Raw genomic sequence first — 18421 nt, 5'->3', positions numbered from 1 at the left:
GTCATGATTCTTCTGCCAAGGGGTCGTACAGCAGAACCGTCACGAAGCTCAGGTTGTCGGTGTTGGCTGTCGGCTCCACCGTGAGGAGCTGCAACAGGCGGGCTTCGTCATAGTCGATGTGGGTGACGGTGCCGATGGGTATGCCGGGGGGATAGCGGCTGCGGTCCACACCGCTGGTGACCACATCGTGGCCGACGGCCACCTCGGTCTCTATCTCCAGCCCCTTGGTGACCATCAGCGGCTGGCCATGACCGCTCCCCGAGGCCAGGGCCACATCATCGGTGCCCACCACCAGCACGCCGACCTCGAAGCCGGGGTCGGTCAAAAGGGTGACTCGGGAGTGCCCCCGGCCGGGATCGCCGTCGATCCGCCCGATCAACCCGCCCCTGGTGACCACGGGCATCCCATTGCGGATCCCGTCTTCAGATCCGCGGTTGATCTGGACCGAGTACCGGTCGAAATTCCCGACATTGGCGGTCACCACTTCGCCCACGACGTTGGGGATGTCCTGCACATAGGGAAGACCCAGCTCGTCGAGCAGCGATTCAAGGCGGATGGCGGCGTCGGAGTCGAGAATCTGCTGGCCCTCAAGCTTTTGCAGCTCTTCTCGCAGCACCTGATTCTCGGCTTCCAGCTCGTCGTAGCCGGTAATGCCGGTCCAGGCGTCGCCCACCGGCTCGAACACCCGATCAGCCCCCGACCTCAGCGGCGAGATCAGGTCGGTAAGGGTCTCCTCCGTTCGCTGGAGGGGCTCGAAATCACGGGCGTCCAGAGTGAGCAGTGTCGCGGAGGTGAGGAGAAGGAAGATGAGCGTGAATCGCGACCGTCCTGTGCGGGTGCCCGTGGCCACAGGGCCGAACCGAGCGATCAGTCGTACGACGACGAGAAGAGGAGCCCCTCGAGCGCGTCGAACTCCTCCAGCGACTGGCCTGAGCCGATGGCCACCGCATGGAGGGGATTGGACGCCAGCCGGACCGGCATTCCCGTCTCTTCCTCGATCCGAGGAGGCAGGCCGTTCAGCAGGGCACCGCCGCCGGCCAGAACGATTCCAGCCTCCATGATGTCGGCGGCCAGTTCGGGGGGAGTCTCATCCAGCGTCACCTTGACCGCATCGACAATCGAGCGCACCACCTCGGAAATCGCCTCGCGGATCTCGGCGGTGGAGGTCACCACGGTCTTGGGCAGGCCGCTGACCATGTCCTGGCCCCGCACCTCCGCATAGCGGTTCTCGCTGCCGGCCCACGCTGATCCCAGCACGATCTTGACCTCTTCAGCAGTGCGACTTCCGATGGTGAGGCTGTGCTCCTTCTTCAGGTAGGCGATGATGTCCTCGTCCATCCGATCGCCGCCCATCCGGATGGACTGGCCGGTCACCACTCCGCCCAGCGAGATCATGGCCACCTCAGTGGTGCCGCCGCCGATGTCGACGATCATGCTTCCCGAAGCCTCCTGCACTGGCAGGCCGGCGCCGATGGCTGCGGCCATGGGCTCTTCGATGATGTAGACCGGCTTCTTCGCTCCCGCCGAGATCGCCGCTTCCTGGACGGCCCGCTGCTCCACCGGGGTAATGCCGGAGGGTACGCAGATCACCATGCGGGGCCGGATGAAGCGGCCAGGCGACACCCGCTGGATGAAATACCGCAGCATCTTCTCGCAGATGTCGAAGTTGGCGATGACCCCGTCCTTGAGCGGGCGGATGGCCTGGATGTGGGCCGGCGTGCGCCCCAGCATCCGCTTGGCCTCAGAGCCCACCGCCAAGGGCACGCCCTGGCTAGTGACCGCGACCACCGATGGCTCGTTGATCAGAATGCCCTCGCCGCGGACATACACCAGCGTGTTGGCGGTGCCCAGGTCGATGGCGACATCTCGGCCCACCAGGCCGCTACTGGAAGAGAACCGCCGCTTCACCATGGCGCAAGGTTAGAACAGCCGATTCCAAATCGCACACTGGCTCCAATCGCAGGTCGGAAAAGAAATCGCACACCGGCTCCAATCGCAGGTCGGAAAAGAAATCGCACACCGGCACTCGCGGTCCCGATGTCACAGCTCGGGGAAGAAGATGGCGATCTCCCGCTCGGCGGAGGCATTGCTGTCGGAGCCGTGGACCAGGTTTTCGGTGACTTCCAGCCCGTAGTCGCCTCGGATGGTGCCGGGGGGAGATTCCAGGGGGTTGGTGGCCCCCATCATCGAGCGGACGACGGCGTAGGTGTCCTCGGGCCCCTCGATCACCACAGCCACCGACGGTGAGCGGCCGATGAACGCCACCAAGTCGGGATAGAACGGGCGCTCCACATGCTCTGCATAGTGGCGGGCGGCCAGATCGGCGTCGATGGTGAGCATGCGCATGGCTGCAATCCGCAAGCCCCGGGCCTCGAAACGGGACAGAATGGCTCCCACCAGGCCGCGCTCCACTGCATCGGGCTTGCACAACACGAGCGTCCGATTCACCGGCTGCACCCCACTGATCGCTTGCCGCATTCCATCACCGGGGGAACCCTACTTATTGGCTGCGGTCATGTGAAGGCGGGCCGCACCGGCGGTGTACAGAGATCCGGTGATGATCACTGCGTCCTCCTCGGTGGACAGCGCCAAGGCTCGTTCGACTGCCTCAGCCACATCGTCGACAGCCTCGGCGTCGATCCCCCGCCCCCGGGCGGCGGCGACCACCTCGGCGGCCGGCAAGGCCCGCGGCCAGTCGGGGGCGCAGCCCACCACCAGGTCGCACCGGGCTCCGGAAGCGGCCATGGCGCCCAGCATGGCGTCGGGGTCCTTGTCGCTCATCATGCCGACCACCCAGGTGACTGTGCCCAGCACGCTGAACTCATCGGCCAGGGTGGCCGACGCGGCGGCCAGGCCGTCTGGGTTGTGAGCCCCGTCGATCACCACGAGGGGCTGGCGGGACACCACTTCGAATCGGGCGGGAACCGCCACATCGCCCATCGCGCCCAAGACCGACTCGTCCAGCTCCTGGTCCACCAAAGACTCGAAGGCGGCGATGGCCGTCGCGGCATTCTGCCCCTGATGGGCGCCGAACAGGCTGACATAGACGTCGTCGTAGCGGGCCCGGGGAGTGCGCACCGTGATCAGGCGGCCACCCACCGCCGGGCGGTCTTCCTCCAGCTCGAATTGCCGACCGGCCACCAGGAGCTCCCCGGGCGACTCCTCGGCGGCGATGGCCACCAGATCGGAATCCATCGGCCCCAGCACCGCGGTGGCCCCTGGATGGAGGATGCCCGCCTTCTCCCCCATCACCTCCTCCTCCCAGCCGGGGCGGCCGTCGGTGTGGTCGCGGCCGATATTGGTGATGACCGCCACCTCGCTGTTCACCACGTTGGTGGCGTCGTAGCGGCCCAGCTTGCCCACCTCCACCACCGCCAGGTCCACTGCCGCATCAGCAAACCAGCGCAGTGCCGCCGCGGTGACCAGTTCGAACCACGAGGGCCGGGGTCCGCCGCCAGCGACCAGATGATCCTCCACCAGCCGCAGATGGCCCAGGAGCTCGGCCAGCTCGGCGTCGTCGATGGGGTCGCCGCCCACGGTCATGCGCTCGTTGATGCGCTCGACGTGGGGGCTGGAATAAACCCCGACGCTCATCCCCCAAGCACCGGCCAGCGCGGCAATCAGTGCGGCGACCGAGCCCTTGCCGTTGGTGCCCGTGATGTGGACTGCCGGGTAGTCGGCCTGCGGATCGCCCAGCGCGGCCAAGAGCTCGCGCATCGGAGCGATCGTCAGGCCGTCGACGTCGCCGGCCGTTGCCTCCAGGTTGACGTGGCCGTCCAGCCACGCCCGGGCCTCGGCCAGGGACGGGAAGTCAGCTGGCCTGGCGCCGGGACCGGTCGCTTGAACGGGCTTTGGCCGCATTGAGCAGCTGGGGGGCTTCCTCGCCGCTAACGGTCTCGGCGTCGACCACGCATTGGACCACGTCATCTCGGCTGGGCAGCTCGTACATCACGTCGAGCAGGACCTCCTCCAAGATGGCTCGCAGCCCCCGGGCCCCGGTGTTGCGGGTGAGCGCCAGCTCGGCCACCTCGGACAGCGCGTCGTCGCTGATCACCAGCTCGACGTTCTCGAACTCGAAGAACTTGCAGTATTGCTTCACCAGGGCGTTCTTGGGCTCCACCAGGATCCGAACCAGCATGTCCCGCTCCAAGTGGGAGACCACGCCGACCACCGGCAACCGTCCGATGAACTCGGGGATGAGTCCGAATTTGATCAGATCCTCGGGCTGAACCTGGTTGAAGAGCTCGCCGTGGTCGCGCTCGGTCTCGGTGCGGATGTCGGCACCGAAGCCGACCCCGACATTGCCCACCCGGTTCTCGATGATCTGCTCCAAGCCGGCGAAGGCCCCGCCCACGATGAACAACACGTTGGTGGTGTCGATCTGGATGAACTCCTGATGGGGGTGCTTGCGCCCTCCCTGGGGCGGCACCGACGCGGTGGTGCCCTCCAGGATCTTCAGCAGGGCCTGCTGCACTCCCTCGCCGGACACGTCGCGGGTGATCGACGGGTTCTCGCTCTTGCGGGAGATCTTGTCGATCTCGTCGATGTAGATGATGCCGGTCTCCGCCTTCTTGACGTCGTAGTCGGCGGCCTGGATGAGCTTGAGGAGGATGTTCTCCACGTCCTCGCCCACATAGCCGGCCTCGGTCAGCGCGGTGGCATCGGCGATGGCAAAGGGCACGTTGAGCATCCGGGCCAGGGTCTGGGCCATCAGCGTCTTGCCGCACCCGGTGGGGCCGAGCAGCAGGATGTTCGACTTGGACAGCTCCACCTCGGGGTCGGATGAGCCCATCTGGACCCGCTTGTAGTGGTTGTAGACGGCCACCGACAAGATCCGCTTGGCGTGCTCTTGGCCGATGATGTAGTCGTTCAAAAAGGAGTAGATCTCCTGGGGCTTGGGGAGCTCCTTGAAACCGACGTCGGTTCCCTCGGCCAGCTCCTCCTCGATGATCTCGTTGCAGAGGTCGATGCACTCGTCGCAGATGTAGACGCCGGGGCCGGCGATCATCTTCTTGACCTGCTTCTGGGTCTTGCCGCAGAAGCTGCACTTGAGAAGCTCTCCGCCCTCTCCGAACTTTGCCACGGTCTCTGATCCCCCCTAACGGATGGCCGTGATCGGGCCAGCGGCTTCCACGGCGTCACGCGACGAGATCACCTCGTCGATGAGCCCGTAGTCTCTCGCGTCCTCGGCGGTCATCACATAGTCGCGGTCGGTGTCCTGCTTGACCTTCTCCAGGTCTTGGCCGGTGTGGCGGGCCAGCAGCTCCTCGAGCTGGTCTTTGAGCCGCTGGATCTCCCGGGAGGCGATCTCGATGTCGGACACCTGGCCGGACGCCCCGGCGTAGGGCTGATGGATCAGCATTCGGCTGTGGGGCAGCGCCAGGCGCTTGCCGGGAGCCCCCGCCGCCAGCAGCACCGCGGCGGCCGAGGCCGCCTGTCCGAAGCAGATGGTGGTGATGTCGGGCTTCAAGTACTGCATGGTGTCGTAGATGGCGAACATGGCGTTGATGTCGCCGCCCGGGCTGTTGATGTAGAGGTTGATGTCTTTGTCGGGGTTCTCCGACTCCAAGTGCAAAAGCTGTGCACAGATGAGATTGGCCACCGTGTCGTCGATGGGAGTGCCCAAGAAGATGATGTTCTCCTTGAGCAGTCGGGAATAGAGGTCGAATGAGCGCTCACCCCGGTTGGTCTGCTCGACCACGACTGGCACCATGTAGTTCTGAGGGTTCATGTGGTTTGGCTCTCGATGGTGTTGGGGGGAAGGTCAGACTCGTCGTCCGGGTTCAGGCTAGAGCGTTCGATCGGGTTTCCGTCGGAATCCTTGATTTCGACTCGCTCCAGAACCCACTCCCGGGTCTTGCGCATCTGTGCGTCTAATCGTACCCCCTTGAGGCGGGTTTCATCGTCAGCGAATAACGCCGACCTGACCTCGTCGACGGTTTGCCCCACCTGGGCGGCCAGCGCGGCCAGCTCAAGATCCACGTCCTCGTCGGTGGCCACGATGGACTCCGCCGCGGCCACGGCCCGCAGTGCCAGGTCGGCTTTTGCCTCCTGGAGGGCGGGTTCCCGCAGCGATTCGGCCAGGTCATCGGCGGTCTGGCCGATGGCCTCGAGGTAGGTGTCGAACTCGATGCCCTGGCTGCCCAGACGCATCTGGAGGGTCCGGAGGCGGTGCTGCACTTCGGCGTCCACCAACGCCTCCGGGATGTCGTCGGCCACCAGCTCGGCGAGCTGCTCCCCCACTTGGCCGGCCAGAGAGGACAGGGCGTTGGCCCGCTTGACCCGGGCGATGTTCTCGGAGATGTCGGCCCGCAGTTCGTTGACGGTGTCGAATTCGGAGGCCTCCTGGGCGAACTCGTCGTCGAAATCGGGCAGAACGGTCTCCTGCACCTCTTTGACCAGGATTCGGAACCGCAAGAGCCCGTCCTCATCGGGATCGGGATGCTCGGCGTTGAACTCCAAGATGTCGCCGGCTTTGGATCCCCGGAGCTGCTCGTCGATCTCCGGCACCACGGCTCCCTGGCCCACCTCGTAGGCGTAGTCGTCCACGGTGAGACCCTCGACTTCTTCGCCGTTGTACGACCCGTAGATGTCCATGGTCACGTGGTCGCCGTCGATGGCCGGCCGGGAGATGGGGGCCAATTCGCCGAACTGCTTGCGGAGCTGGTCGACCTGCTGGCCGATCTCCTCCTCGGTGGGCTCGGGGCTGGGCACCTCGGCTTTGAGCTGGTCGTATCCGGTGACCGAGATCAGGGGACGCACCTCGACTACTGCGTCGAAGCTGACCGATCCCTCCTCGGCCCCGCTGGTGATGTCGATCTCCGGCGGGGCGATCACGTCCACGTCGTGGTCGTTCACCGCCTGGGCGTAGTACTCGGGCACCGCATCGCTGAGGGCCTCCCCCCGAGCCGCCTGGGGACCCAGCCGCGCCTCCAGCACTCGGCGGGGGGCTTTGCCGGGGCGGAATCCGGGCAGGCGCACTTGGCGGGCGAGCTTGCGGAAGGCCTCGTCCAGCTTCTCCTCGAATTCCTCGGGATCGATGTCCACCGACAGTTTGACCCGGTTGTCCTCTAGGACTTCGACCGTGCTCCTCACAAGGCCCGCATTTTACCGACGGCCCTTCGAATCCTCGTGTCGTAGCCGGTTGCCGCGACGGGTGGATATCATGGGCGGCCAGCCCTGCGGGTGTAGTTCAGTGGTAGAACCCCAGCCTTCCAAGCTGATGACGCGAGTTCGATTCTCGTCACCCGCTCTCTTCGAATTCCCACCGCTCGGCGGCGATCTCCGCGATCAGCTCGGCTACCCATCTCGCCCCGGTGCGGTTGACGTGGATGCCGTCTTCTTGGCGCACTCGCACGGGGTCGCCGCCTGTGGGCGGAGCGACGCTTTCCTCATAGGGCCCGTCACCGCCGAACAGATCCCAGATGTCCACCATGGTCACATCGGAGCGGGTGAGTGTCACCAGCCACGAGATGTCGTTGATCTGGGGATACCCAGTGTCAAATGGCTCGGAGCGGGCCGGGGGCAAGCCGACCCACACGATGTGGCGGTGAGGGGCAGTCAGCGTGTCGAAGGTGATCTGCATGCGCCAAGCCCACTCTGATCGCCACGCATCGGAGCCCCGCCTCAAGAGGGTCCCCTCCGAATTCTCCATGGTCTGCCAGTCGTTGCCGCCCAAAAAGAGCACCACCAACTCGGGGTCTTCTTCGGCCGCGAAGTCGAGGAATTCCGCCGGCCAGTTGAAGAAGTCGGGCCGGGCTAGCCCGGTGCTGTTGCGGAAATCCATCGTCACATCGAAAAGCCCCCGTTCGACCACGTCGGTCAATGCGTGGCCGGGAAAGAACGCCTGGCTGTCGCCGGCCACGTACACCCGCAAGGGATCGTCGGGGGTCACGGTGCGATTCTTGGGCGGAGGGAGAAGCCACGGGCCCACTGGGGGAACCTGCCACTGAGGCACGATCAGCGGTTCGCGGTCGATCTGCTCAGGCTGGGGATTGGGGGTGCCCTCGATTGGCTCGGGTTCTGAGGAGGCATCAAGTGCCTCTGGCTGTTCGGCCGACCCGGCATCATCTGCGGCTTGAGTGGGTTGAGGCTCCTCGCCGGCATCGGGGGTGGGGGACGCCTCAGCGTCCCTAGTTGCACCGGAATCGTGAGGGATATCGGTGGCCGCCGGAGCCTTAGGCGCCGCGGTCGCCGGGTCGGCGGCGGTCGGCCTCGGTCGGGGTGTGGCTGTGGATGCCTGGCCTCGGGGCGGCAACGGACCTCGCTCTCGTCCCAGAGCAGCGGCCACGTCCTCGATCGTGTCAATCTCCTCCCCGGCGTCGGTGCCCACTCCCCTAACGTCGGTGATGAGGTCGTAGGGCCGGTTCAGGGCCAAGAAGTTGGACACCCGGTCGACGCCCTCGGCCACATCCACCCAGCGGTTTCGACTGTCGCCCAGCGGCTGGCGTTCGGCGATCTCCACCAGCTTGCCGCTCACCAGGAACATGGACAGCAGCAGGCAGCCGAGCACTCCCGTCGACACCCTTTTCACGCTGTAAGAACCTCTGCCAGGTCTGGGACCGCTCATGTCAGAACTGGAAGTAGATGTAGTCGGCCACCCCTTCGGGGCCGAGGGCGACGACGATCATGATCCACACCGAGAAGCCCACCGCGGTCGCTCCGAGAGGGGCGTTCGCCAATGCCTTGGATCCTCTTTCGGCCCAGGCCCGGGGGAAGAACTGGGCGGCGAGGGCGGCCGCGATGGCCAGGGCCACCAGCGGATTCAACAGCTCGGGGCCGGTGCCCCAGCCGGTGAACAGCCGGGCCAGCACGTCCCCGGTGCGGTCCAGGGTCTCGCTGTTGAACAGCACCCAGCCCAAACAAACAAAGTGGAAGACCCAGAATCGCCGCGCCCACAGCCGGGTGGCGTCAGACGGGGTCCAGCGCCATCCCCGAAAGGCCAGTTCCCGCTGCTGTGGGCCGCGCCCGGATTCGCTCCGCCACCGCTCCACGGCCAAGCCGGCCCCGTGGTAGACGCCCCAGATGATGAACACCCCGGCCGCGCCGTGCCACAGGCCCCCCAGGGCCATGGTGATGAGAAGGTTCCGGTAGGTGGCCAGACGTCCCCGGCGGTTGCCCCCCAGGGGGATGTAGAGGTAGTCGCGCAGCCAGCGCGACAGCGACATGTGCCAGCGCCGCCAGAAGTCCTGGATGGAGTCGGCCACGTAGGGGACGTTGAAGTTCTGGGGGAAGCGGAACCCCATCAGCAGGGCCACGCCGATGGCCATGTCGGTGTAGCCGGAGAAGTCGGCGTAGATCTGCACGGCGTAGCCGTAGATCCCGGCCAGCATGTCGAGGGCGCCGTGCTCGCCGGGAGACTCGAAGGCGTCGTTCACCACAGCCCGGGCCAGAAAGTCGGCGATGACCACCTTCTTGAACATGCCCCGGCCGATGAGCCTCACGGCCCGGGCCACCTCCCTGCGGTCAGGGCGGGTGTCCGACTTCAGCTGGGGCATGAACTCGGTGGCCCGAACGATGGGGCCGGCCACCAGCTGGGGGAAGAACGACAGGTACACCGCGAAGTCGAGCAAGTTGGCCTCTTCGGTGCGGCCCCGGTGCAGGTCCACGATGTAGCTGATGGCCTGGAACGTGAAGAACGACACCCCCACCGGCAGCACGATGTCGAGCGCCGGGCTGGAGATCCCCAGATTGCGGTCGAGGCTGTCGGTGAAGAAGTCGTAGTACTTGAAGAAGGCCAGCACCCCGAGCGACAGCGTCACCCCGCCGGCCACCGCCGCCTTGCGAACCCGTGCGGAGCTGGCTCGCACATTGACGGCGGCGGCCGCCGCATTTCCCAAGGTCATGCCCACCAGCAGCAGCACGAAGCGGGCATCCCACGCGGCGTAGAACCAGTATGAGGCCCCCAGCAGAAACAGCTTCCACGGCACCGGCCACCGCTTCAGTGCCCACGCCACCGGCAACACCACGGCAAAGAACGCCGCAAACGTGAAAGTGGGGAACAGCACCAGCGCCAAGCTATCCGCGGCCAACGCCGGCCAAGAATTGCTAAGCGCCTCAGTTGCCGGCGGGGGTTAGGAGACTATGCACCAGGCCATTTCGAATTGGGGCGAGAGACCTTAAGGAGATTCCAATCTTTTTTCGCGATTGTGTAGTGAATCGCGAGATATCCTATAGATATGGCTGCGCAACTCTTGGAGGCTCAGTTGTCGCTTCGGATCAGCGCCGAGGATCTAGGGCGCGTCACCGAGGCCGCCCATGCGTCAGGCGCGACGGTGGCGCAATTCGTCCGCGAAGCAGTAAGCGACAAGTGTGGGGAAGTTGAGGAACTAAAGCGCGAAGCTGCCGGCACCGAATTGTCCGCCGATGACCATCCGCTGACGCGAAGCGAGCGGCTTGTACTGGCCGCTGTCACGCGCCGCGCCGGCATCAGCAGCGTCGCGGCCGCCTCCGCATCAGCGGGCCTTTCGTGGTCGGCAGCGAAGTCAGCATTGGTTTCGCTGGCCCGCCGCGGGGCGGTCAGGCAACGCACATGGACTCAGAGCTGGCGCGACGGTGTCCGTGAGCGCAGCACCTGGGAGCCGGTGGTGTCATTGCCGGGTTGGCGGGAACTCCAGGCCCAAGCTCAGCATGTTCCCCTCCCGAGGCCTGCGGAGTTGGGCGATTTCACCGGGCCCGTTCCGCCCCAGTTCTGGTCACTGTTTTGGAACCATCCCGACCCGTCTTCGCTGGCGCTTCCGGCCGACGCCGAGTTCGTGGCCAATCGCCTGTTGAACGGCCCGTCCCCCCAAGCCGCGCTGTGGGCGTCCGTCCGCCTGCCGGTTAGCTCTTTGCAGTCGTGCCTGCGGCTGCGCTCAACGCAGCCGCACACCCGGGATCTCATCAACAACGCGCTCGCCCACCGCGCCTCGGCCCCACAGTGACCGCCGACCGGTTCCAGTTGCACGGAGAGTCTCTCGACGACTGGTCGGACATTCTCGACGCACCAACACGGGCCTGCTGGCCCTTAGTCGCAGCAGCGACGCCCGATTCGGGGGTGCTCATGGGGGGCACTGCCCTGGCCATGTATCTCAGACATCGCCGCAGCCGAGATCTCGACGTGTTCGTGCATGAGCCGTTCAATCCGAAGACGGTCTTGGAGCGCTTGGAATCTGAAGCGGCGGTCGCCGTCGACAACATCGCCGAGGGAACACTCAACGTCACCGTCAACGGGGTCAAGGTTCAGTACCTGCATGCAAGTGATCAGAGCCCGCTCGACGAGCCAATCATCTTCGAGGGACTAGCGATCGGATCAATTCGAGACATCGCCGCGACGAAATACAAAGTGATCGGTGACCGAGGCGAGATGCGCGACTACTACGACCTCATGCGCATCGCCACCGACGCAGGCATCAGCCCTCACATCGGTTTGCGTCTCTACTCAGAGCGCTATGGCGTAACACTCGAGCACCCCAGCGTTGCCCACATCGTGAGATCGCTCGGCTCCTTCGATGACGTTGCCGACGACCCATGGCTCACAGAAGCAGCCGAATCCGACACCACCACCACGGTCACCGCATACTGGCAACAACGCCAACCCGAAATAGCAGCCTGGCTCGCCACCATGCTCGACTAAACCTCCAATCAAAGGGCGGCCCTCAAAGGAGAGTTCTCGGAAATGCCGCAGTCTGATGAGCCAGCCTCCCCTTCGCATTGGCGACGTGATGGTTGAAGCCCGCCATGTGGAGGCAACCCAAACTGAGCATCTCGGCCAGGTCGAGCTCCAGATCGCCCGAGTCGGCCCGGCCCACCAGCGGGTCGACTTCGATCCCGACGCTGAGCGATCCGTCCGGGGATGCTTGCCGGGATTTTGGAGGGCTTTTCTGATCTCTGTGGCGAGCTTGTGGCTGAATTTCGGTAATAATTATGTAAAATCAATGGGCGGAGATTGAATCGTTGTTGGGGGCGCTGGGAGTCGCTGTGGTTGAACGGGCCGGTTCCAGAGTTCAGCTGGTCAAGGATTCAGAGTCGATTGTGGTCCACAGGCCCCATCCCCGACCTGTGACTAGGCGCGATACCGTTCGTGACATCGCCAAGTTCATCGAGCGAATAGGGTAGGGCTGATGCTGGAGCACAAGGGCTACGTGGGCGAGGTGGTGTACGACGATGAGGCCAAGGTGCTGCACGCCAGGGTCATCAACAGCGGCCCTTACTCCATAGCAAATGCTGAGGCAACTGATGTGGAGGGGATTGAACGGGAGTTCCGCACCTCAGTCGATGTCTATCTCGACGGCTGCGCGGAGCTTGGAATCCAGCCTGTCGAACCTGTCGAAATCTCGATCGGGTCGTAGCAGCACAGACACGCGCCGGATGTGGCAGGCCATCCAGTCGGCAGGCGATCCCCCTGCCGCTATAGCTGTGGCCTTCACTAGGAGCGCCGAGCCTGAGCAGATCATCGCCGACATCATCAACCCGGAAACCCGAGGGAACCTGTACCCGCACTATCACGCTCTGCGGGACGCCGCCCCGATTCACAAGACCCACAACCCGATCCTCCATGAGGCGTGGGTTTTCACCCGCCACGCCGACTCCGATCAGCTATTGGGGCGACCCCGAGGCGTTCCCCGAGCCCGACCGGCTCAACCTCAACCGAGACGCCAGCCAGCACAATGGCTTCGGCCTGGGGCCTACTACTGCCTGGGCTCGTCGCTGGCCCGAGCCGAAGCCATCGCCGCCCTCGACGCCCTGGTCCAGCGGTTCCCCACCCTGGAGCTCAACCCCGACAAGCCCGCCCCCGTCTACCGCCCCACCCTCGTCCTCCACGGCCACGAACACCTCCACGTCCGCTGGAACTAGAGGGACCTATTCAGGGCTTGGTGACGTCTAGGACCCTTACGGAGATCTTGCTGGCATGCTCCGGTGTCAGATCGCCTTCCAGAAATTCTCTCAACTGATCGGGGGTGGAGGGACGATTGCCGTCTGGCCTTCGCCCAACTTCGTCGTTACCGGTCCAGAGCACAAGATAGACACCACGTCCGGAGGTTGCGGGATCGATGGTGTACTGGTCGACAAGTTGGTTTTGGGGGGCACTCCACACGTCGCGGTGGGAGCCTTTCTTGATCTCAATGGGCACGTTGAATCCGCCGTAGCTCACTCGGATGTCGGCACGCTTGTCTGAGACGTAATGCCCCTCGCGTGTCGCGTCGATTTCTGAAGGAAGGCGGGCTTGCAGCATCGCAAGGAGGGCGTCGCGGCAGGCATCTTCGTGCTTCGCAGTGAGTTCTGGTTTCTCATTCCAGAATTGGCGCCACAGATTGCTACTGCTGCCCCTGATGCTCTCGGAGATGTCAGCGAGGTGATCATTCAGCAGTGCGGCCAGGTCTGTCGCGTTGGCTGGCAACCCACCGGCGAGTGTGCGCTGGACTTCCTCGATGCTGGGGTGGTTATAGGTGGCGTCTCGAAGCAGAACGCGCTGTTGTTCTTCTGCCCAACTCAGTTGGTCTCGCCACCGGGAGAGCCGGGGGTTGTCGATGAGGTTCCTAAGCTCGGCGTTGGCATCGCCGCTGGCTGTTGAGCCGAGCATTGAAATCAGGTCTTGTAACCGCCAGGATGCGTCTAGCTCAGGGGTGACATATCCGCGGCCGCTCATTTCGAATGGCTCGAATGTGGGGCCCATGAGCCTGATGAGCGCGGCGGTCGCCTGGGTACCGAGGTTTTCGACCAGTGGATCGACGGCAAATCTGTTCTTGCGGGCGCGGTAGCAGAGGAATTCGGCCAGGTGTCGGACTCTCGCCTGGTTCTTGCCTGCGTAGTCTTCAAGCGCGGTCAGGTGATGCCCAGGCCACAGCATTGTGCCAGCCGCTAGCCACCTAACCCGCTGAGCCACGTTCATGCTGGACAAGGAGAGCTTCCGTTCAACGAGTTGCTCAAGGTCGGGCCTGCCAGCCCGAAGCAGTTTGTCCAGCAACTGGTTGAGAAGGGGTATCTGGTCTTTCGGAGCGCGTACGGGAAACGAGCTCAGCAGCCTTGTAGTCAGTTTGTGGGCGAGGTCGGGGTGTGTGCCTTCGATGTGCTCTAGTTCATTGAGCCCAGGCAGGATTTGCTCGCCCGCTCGCATCGCAGCGCGGGCGCACTTGAAGAGAACTTCGGCTACTGATTCGGGGTCCTGCTCCAGCCATCGGTCGAACCAGAGCGTTGTCAGATTGGGGCGATTTGCGAACGGGGAGAAGACACAGAAGTAGGTGGCGAGGGTGTTGCGCCTTTGCGTCTCGTCGAGTTGGTCCAGCAACGCCGGGTCTTCCCTAGAGAGCAAGTCGAGGCTCGCGATCACCGGATACGCCAACCAGGAGCGCTTCGACTCCAGCGACAACAAGATCGTTTCGTCGGCCTCGGGGATGTCATCACGCCACACGGCATCCCGTAAGGCCACCATGACCGCGTCGGCGAGGTCGGGGTCGCCTCCAATGAACTCGCAGATTCGTTGGCGGGGATCAGCGTCTTCATCAGCCCGGCCGAGTTCGCCGAAGTACTCCCGGGCCAAGGTGTGGAGATTCGGGGGATGGAACCGGTTTGCCCGCAGCTCCGACTCATGCGACCGCAGTTCAGCGTCCCAGCCTTCCCGTCTTTGACGCTCTTCTTCCTCCTGCTCGGCGATTCGGATTCGCCACCGTTGCTGGGATTCGATCAGTTCAGGATCAGGAGGGCGCGGTGTGCAGAGCTCCTCGAGTCGTTGTTCCAGGTCGTGGTGCCCCCGCGTGCGGGCCCGCAGCACATCAAGCGATAGGCCGTTGCTGATCGCCGTGTTACGTAGTGATCGATACGACTCCACAAGGAAGTAACGAGCCGCAAGCGGCTCAGCGTCTGCCAGCTCTACCGCTTTGTCCAGACACCATTGGCCAAAATCTGCGGGAGGAGCGCATCTCAGCAGCACTTCGCAGAATTCCCAATTGTGGAGCATCGAGAAGCGTTCCTGCTCGTCCTGCTTGAGCCAAGCCAGAAACAGGGCCTTTTGGATCTGAGGACGAGCATTCAGCCACTCTTGAATGGGGCGAAGCTGGTCTTCCATCCAACTAAACCTCTCCATGAATTCAGCGACAAGGCCGAGCCAGTTGTACAGGCGGGACAGCTCGACATCTTCTCCCAACTCAGTTAGGGCACGGGCCAGCAGTTTGAACGGCAAGTCGTCGGCCATTGACGCGCTGAGGGCGGGCATGAGGTTCGAAGCGTCTTCGTGCAGGGCGTCAAGCAGCTCCAATACCTGCTGGCTGGATGATTCCTCAACCAGGTCTTTGTATAGGAACTGCCTATGGCGGTAGTCGAGGTCGTGCGGGTTGAAGGGCAAGGCGTACTGCCACACCCGGGAAGGACCCAGGGGATTTGGGTAAAGGCTGTTGAGCAGGATTCCCCGAAGTTGCCCGTCTGGGTCGGGGAGCACGCTGCTGCGGATTTCTTCAAGGAGTTGCTGAAGTTGGCGTGTCCTTGCGTCGCAAGGGGGGGCGACATGCAAGAACGCTTCCAGGGCAAAGCCCCTGGTATCTGGTGGCCGCGCAGGGTCGCGGGCGATCGCCCATACGTCAGAGGCCAGTTCGGCTAGGCGGTCCAATTCCGACTCTTTCGCTTCGGACAGGACTTCGAGGACGAACTCGATAGCCCGGTGTTCACCGGTTCCAGATGCCGACCTCGTCAGGACTTCTTTGATGGCACTCATCAAGTCGGCCGAGGCCAGCGACCGGAATGCTTGAGCGGTGGATCGCCGGTGCCAGCCGCCGCTGTCGGTTCTCTCGTGGCCGAAGAGCGGACCCTGCTCGGCGAACGCTTCCATTGACTCTAAAAGGAGCTGCCTTTCTTCGGGAGAAAGACCTTCGATGTCACCGTATAGGCCGAAGCCGACCGGGTCGGCCCCTATCAGCTGCGCGCGTGCCTCGCGGCTGTGTACGGCCAGCCAGGCCGAGAGTCCTCGGAGCACTGTGAAGACTCGTCCATCTCCGGGGCTCGTCATCAGCGCGAGGACCCTGTCCACAGGCAAACCTCCATCGAGCAGCTTTGCCAGGTACCGGCCGGCAAGGAACTCTGCGACGTGGCGGTGGATGGGGCTGACCCTTCGCTCGACCACGCCGGTGAACAGCCTGGTGGCCAATACCTGCCTCAGACTGCTTTGGGGTAGTCGGCGTGGTTGGTTCTGTAGCCGATCAACTGACGGGAACAAGGGGTGGTCAAGCAGGGGAGTCATCGAGTAACCCTCATATCCGGCCAACAACTGCAAAGCACACAGATAGCCAGCGGCATCCATAGCGACATCCGGCGAAAGGAACTCGGTTCTCTCCAAATGCCCCTCGTTCCACTCCGATGCCATCCTTTGGCAAGCCAGCTCAAAGGTCTCCCTTCGGCTGTTGGGCCACTCGCCACCCTGTTCGACGGCCTCAGCTAACAGCTTCAGGGTTTGCGGGTTGCGCAGAATGGCGCCGAGCTCTTGTTGTCTCGCCTGGTTGATGAACCCCTCCACATCGATTGCGAAATCCAGTGAGGTCAACAGTGCTCTGATTCCATCGTCATCGAGGGGATTGAGCCGCAGAACGGTGATCTGAGAATCGGGAGAAACGGTGGCCAGATTCTTGCGGTCGTTGGTGCCAAGCCAGTCTGCCTCTCGGCAGGAGATCCGGAACCAAGGACACCCGAGCCGATCAAGCCGACTGCGGATCTGATCCAATGGAGCAAGCGAATCGGTTGTGCCAGCGCGCATCTCGTCGAGACCGTCGATGAAGAGGACCTTTTCTCGCCACTCGGGATGGGAGTCCACATCCAGAGTCGAAAAATCTCGAGCACTCAGTAGCTCCGCAGCGTCGCCCAGCGATTCAAACTCCCTTTTGAACTCGGTTGTCTTGCCCGACCCCGCATCGCCCAACAACACATAGGCACGAGTAATGTCAAATGCGCTCAGCGGGAGGGACCTGGTAAAGATGAGGCCGCGTTCCTCGTCAACTGCCAGTTCGGTGCAGGTGCGGTCGACTGGGGCGGTCATGTCGACTCGAACCAGTGGTCGGCGGGCTCGGACAGGAACTCATGGAGGGGCACGCCGGAGTCCCCGACAACGACGGTTGCTCGGGGCTGGAATCGGCGCTCGAACTCCAGCAGTCCGCGGTTGGCGGTCGGCGTGTGGCCGCTCTTGACTTCGATGCCGACGACTTGCGGTCCCCTTTGGAGTACGAAGTCCACTTCGTAGTTCCGGTCTCTCCAGTACTTGACCTCGGTGGCCGGCGAGGCCGTGTTGACCAGGTGCGCTCCCACTGCGCTCTCCACCAGTCGGCCCCAGAATGTGCGGTCGGCCCGGGCCTCCTCGAAGGAGTATCCCGAGGCCGCCGACATAAGAGCCGTGTTGAGCACATTGAGCTTGGGTATCGAGGCCTTGGCCGACACGCGGCGCTCGGTGTGCTTGGACAGCCCGGTGAGCAAACCTGCCTGGGAGAGCAAGTCCAGGTACCTCGTGAGCGTGGTGGTGTTCCCCGCGTCTTGCAGGGAGCCGAGCATCTTGTTGAACGACAGGATTTGGCCGGAGTACAGCGCTCCGAACTCGAAGAGCCGCTTCAGCAGCGCTGGCTTGTCGACCCTGGTCATCGCCAGCACGTCCCGCTCGATGTTGGGCTCCACCAGCGCGCCGCGGATATAGGCCCGCCAGCGCTCTTGGTCGCGGGACAAAGACGCGGCCCCCGGATAGCCGCCGAAGTACACGTACTCATCGAGGCTGAAGCCGAAGGCGTCGACCATTTCAGGATAAGACCAGTGCCTGACGTGGATCGGCTCGAAACGGCCGGCCAGGCTCTCGCTCAAACCCGCCTGCATCAAGATCGGCGCCGAGCCGAGAACAACCACATGGAGGGGACAACCGCTGGCTCGGTCGGCGTCCCAGAGGCCCTTGACTATTTCCGACCACTGCTCGATCTTCTGGATCTCGTCGAGAACCAAGACGAAACCCTGCGGCGAGGTCCACGCCTGGCGCCGACTCAGCTCCCACACCTCTTGCAGCCATCGGGCATCTCGTCGAATGGGACCGAACACCGCATAGTCGGCTTCTGAGGCGGCCGGCGCCAGTTCAGCCCTCGGTTCCGGGGCGTCTATCGCCTCGTAGCGGTGTCGCAGGCCGATCTGCTGGAGCCCTTGTCGTGTAGCGGTTGTCTTTCCAGTCTGGCGGGGGCCGAAGACGGCAATGAGCCGTTGCGGGGGCTCAGACAGCCGCTGGACAAGAGTGTCGACGTGCGAACGCCGGAATTCGGCCATATCCGCAGTATACAGCTTTGATTATGCTATTGAGTAAAATCACTCAATAGCATAATCCAACAAGCCCTGCGGGACGCCGCCCCGATTCACAAGACCCACAACCCGATCCTCCATGAGGCGTGGGTTTTCACCCGCCACGCCGACTCCAATCAGCTTCTGCGCGACCCCGAGG

At 63.8% G+C, this 18421-nt stretch carries 16 protein-coding genes and 1 tRNA gene; 6 read left to right on the top strand and 11 right to left on the bottom strand.

From position 1 onward, the window contains the following. Nucleotide 1 precedes the first annotated feature (1 nt). The 7 genes from mreC to tig form a co-directional block, all read right to left on the bottom strand. On the bottom strand, nucleotides 2-850 hold the full coding sequence (mreC, locus tag ACOGI7_RS01830) for a rod shape-determining protein MreC (protein ID WP_419850223.1): 849 nt from the start codon (nucleotides 848-850) through the stop codon (nucleotides 2-4). Nucleotides 851-867: 17 nt separating this feature from the next. Then, the gene (locus ACOGI7_RS01825) at nucleotides 868-1911 is read right to left on the bottom strand and encodes a rod shape-determining protein (protein ID WP_419850222.1); all 1044 of its coding nucleotides are present in this window, start codon (nucleotides 1909-1911) and stop codon (nucleotides 868-870) included. A 129-nt stretch (nucleotides 1912-2040) separates the two neighbouring features. Beyond that, on the bottom strand, nucleotides 2041-2448 hold the full coding sequence (gene ndk, locus ACOGI7_RS01820) for a nucleoside-diphosphate kinase (protein WP_419850221.1): 408 nt from the start codon (nucleotides 2446-2448) through the stop codon (nucleotides 2041-2043). Nucleotides 2449-2496: 48 nt separating this feature from the next. Continuing rightward, complete coding sequence (locus tag ACOGI7_RS01815; protein ID WP_419850220.1) at nucleotides 2497-3861, bottom strand: bifunctional folylpolyglutamate synthase/dihydrofolate synthase; 1365 nt, start codon at nucleotides 3859-3861, stop codon at nucleotides 2497-2499. Continuing rightward, the gene (clpX, locus tag ACOGI7_RS01810; protein WP_419850219.1) at nucleotides 3812-5083 is read right to left on the bottom strand and encodes an ATP-dependent Clp protease ATP-binding subunit ClpX; all 1272 of its coding nucleotides are present in this window, start codon (nucleotides 5081-5083) and stop codon (nucleotides 3812-3814) included. The genes ACOGI7_RS01815 and clpX overlap by 50 nt, the downstream gene beginning before the upstream one ends. Before the next feature lie 15 nt (nucleotides 5084-5098). Continuing rightward, the gene (locus ACOGI7_RS01805; RefSeq protein ID WP_419850218.1) at nucleotides 5099-5731 is read right to left on the bottom strand and encodes an ATP-dependent Clp protease proteolytic subunit; all 633 of its coding nucleotides are present in this window, start codon (nucleotides 5729-5731) and stop codon (nucleotides 5099-5101) included. After that, the gene (gene tig / locus ACOGI7_RS01800; RefSeq protein ID WP_419850217.1) at nucleotides 5728-7095 is read right to left on the bottom strand and encodes a trigger factor; all 1368 of its coding nucleotides are present in this window, start codon (nucleotides 7093-7095) and stop codon (nucleotides 5728-5730) included. The genes ACOGI7_RS01805 and tig overlap by 4 nt, the downstream gene beginning before the upstream one ends. 86 nt (nucleotides 7096-7181) lie before the next feature. Here tig and ACOGI7_RS01795 point away from each other — a divergent pair. After that, nucleotides 7182-7252 (top strand) — tRNA-Gly (locus ACOGI7_RS01795). Here ACOGI7_RS01795 and ACOGI7_RS01790 read toward each other — a convergent pair. Both ACOGI7_RS01790 and ACOGI7_RS01785 read right to left on the bottom strand, forming a co-directional pair. Continuing rightward, nucleotides 7244-8533 (bottom strand): DUF459 domain-containing protein, encoded by a 1290-nt coding sequence (locus tag ACOGI7_RS01790; protein ID WP_419850216.1) that lies wholly within the window; start codon nucleotides 8531-8533, stop codon nucleotides 7244-7246. The genes ACOGI7_RS01795 and ACOGI7_RS01790 overlap by 9 nt on opposite strands. Before the next feature lie 37 nt (nucleotides 8534-8570). Beyond that, nucleotides 8571-10007 (bottom strand): MBOAT family O-acyltransferase, encoded by a 1437-nt coding sequence (locus ACOGI7_RS01785; protein WP_419850215.1) that lies wholly within the window; start codon nucleotides 10005-10007, stop codon nucleotides 8571-8573. A gap of 171 nt (nucleotides 10008-10178) precedes the next feature. Here ACOGI7_RS01785 and ACOGI7_RS01780 point away from each other — a divergent pair, with 171 nt between their 5' ends. From ACOGI7_RS01780 to ACOGI7_RS01760, 5 genes are all read left to right on the top strand, one after another. Then, complete coding sequence (locus tag ACOGI7_RS01780; RefSeq protein ID WP_419850214.1) at nucleotides 10179-10922, top strand: hypothetical protein; 744 nt, start codon at nucleotides 10179-10181, stop codon at nucleotides 10920-10922. Beyond that, on the top strand, nucleotides 10919-11614 hold the full coding sequence (locus ACOGI7_RS01775) for a nucleotidyl transferase AbiEii/AbiGii toxin family protein (protein WP_419850213.1): 696 nt from the start codon (nucleotides 10919-10921) through the stop codon (nucleotides 11612-11614). Before ACOGI7_RS01780 ends, ACOGI7_RS01775 begins: the two co-directional genes overlap by 4 nt. A gap of 311 nt (nucleotides 11615-11925) precedes the next feature. After that, nucleotides 11926-12096 (top strand): type II toxin-antitoxin system HicA family toxin, encoded by a 171-nt coding sequence (locus tag ACOGI7_RS01770; protein WP_419851441.1) that lies wholly within the window; start codon nucleotides 11926-11928, stop codon nucleotides 12094-12096. 5 nt (nucleotides 12097-12101) lie between these two features. Then, complete coding sequence (locus tag ACOGI7_RS01765) at nucleotides 12102-12329, top strand: hypothetical protein (RefSeq protein WP_419850212.1); 228 nt, start codon at nucleotides 12102-12104, stop codon at nucleotides 12327-12329. Between the two features lie 19 nt (nucleotides 12330-12348). Next, a complete protein-coding gene (locus ACOGI7_RS01760; protein ID WP_419850211.1) occupies nucleotides 12349-12834 on the top strand; it encodes a hypothetical protein in 486 nt (161 codons plus the stop codon). Nucleotides 12835-12844: 10 nt separating this feature from the next. On the opposite strand, the gene ACOGI7_RS01755 is transcribed toward ACOGI7_RS01760, so the two are convergent. Beyond that, nucleotides 12845-16996, bottom strand: a complete 4152-nt coding sequence (locus tag ACOGI7_RS01755; protein ID WP_419850210.1) for an NACHT domain-containing protein — start codon at nucleotides 16994-16996, stop codon at nucleotides 12845-12847. Beyond that, nucleotides 16993-18249, bottom strand: a complete 1257-nt coding sequence (locus tag ACOGI7_RS01750) for an ATP-binding protein (protein ID WP_419850209.1) — start codon at nucleotides 18247-18249, stop codon at nucleotides 16993-16995. The genes ACOGI7_RS01755 and ACOGI7_RS01750 overlap by 4 nt, the downstream gene beginning before the upstream one ends. Nucleotides 18250-18421: the final 172 nt, after the last annotated feature.

Source organism: Candidatus Poriferisocius sp. (genome assembly GCF_965204145.1).
Classification (GTDB): Bacteria; Actinomycetota; Acidimicrobiia; order Acidimicrobiales; family Bin134; genus Poriferisocius.
This window is presented reverse-complemented; position numbering and strand designations above follow the sequence as displayed.